Origin of the sequence: Acinetobacter sp. TUM15064 (assembly GCF_008980265.1) — a bacterium.
Classification (GTDB): Bacteria; Pseudomonadota; Gammaproteobacteria; order Pseudomonadales; family Moraxellaceae; genus Acinetobacter.
The window spans coordinates 1-905 of record NZ_BKFU01000161.1 but is presented as its reverse complement, the minus strand read 5'-3'; the positions used below and the strand labels follow the sequence as shown (position 1 = coordinate 905).

Sequence of the window (905 nt, the reverse complement as noted above, 5' to 3'; positions counted from 1 at the left end):
GTTCAAATGACATACTGGCGTGCGAGGGGCTGAATTGTTATTGGCGGAGCCTCATCATTTTGATTTAAATGAAAAAATCTGGAAAATACCTGCCTTGCATATTAAACAGTTTCGACGAAAAGTCATATTAGGCCATGAGATTCCAGATTTTTTAGTTCCACTTTCAAATCAGGCTTTAGAGATTTTAAAAGACGTCATGCAATGGTCATACGGTGAAAAATACCTTTTTGCTAGCCCACGCAAACACAATCAACCGATTCATTTTAATACTCTAAATATGGCCATACGTAAGATGGGCTATGGCAAACATCAATTATCTTCTCATGGATTACGTTCTACTTTTAGTACCATTTTGAATGACTCAGGTTTGTTCCAAGATAATTGGATTGAGGCACAACTTTCACATATTGATAAGAACCGTACCCGTGCCAGCTATAATCACGCTGACTATTTAGCTCAACGGACTGAAATGATGCAGTGGTGGGGTGATTATTTAAGTACTACTAAGTGAAAATCGTACTTTTATACATAAACTTAAAACATTATGGGGTGTCAAATGGATAGTAAACAATATACTTACCGTGTTACATGGTCAGCAGAAGATAATGGGTATGTTGGGTTGTGTGCTGAGTTTCCATCATTGTCTTGGCTTGATGCGGATCAGTCTAAAGCATTCTCAGGAATAGAGGAGCTCGTTGCTGATGTTGTCGCTGATATGATTAGCAATAATGAAAAAGTTCCTACACCACTCTCTGGAAAAATATAGTGGTCAGATTATTTGTCATTGTTCTCAGTGGTTTAACAAAAACCAGCCCTCGAAGCTGCAGAACGTAGTGTGGACATGAATCGTTTAGTATCAGTAAAAAGAGCTATGTAATTTTAGTCTGTACTAATGTCTAGTAGGA

The 905-nt window shown here is 37.8% G+C and carries 1 protein-coding gene and 1 pseudogene; both read left to right on the top strand.

Annotation, left to right across the window (positions count from 1 at the left end):
• Positions 1-10 precede the first annotated feature (10 nt).
• Positions 11-511, top strand: a pseudogene (locus GBI16_RS18200) (tyrosine-type recombinase/integrase); the annotation flags it as partial.
• 33 nt (positions 512-544) lie between these two features.
• A complete protein-coding gene (locus GBI16_RS18195) occupies positions 545-766 on the top strand; it encodes an antitoxin HicB (RefSeq protein ID WP_087607012.1) in 222 nt (73 codons plus the stop codon).
• The last annotated feature ends 139 nt before the right edge of the window (positions 767-905 follow it).

Bases quoted from the DNA above. Each gene is read 5' to 3' on its own strand.
- GBI16_RS18195 (WP_087607012.1), top strand. From the start codon at position 545: ATGGGGTGTCAAATGGATAGTAAACAATATACTTACCGTGTTACATGG.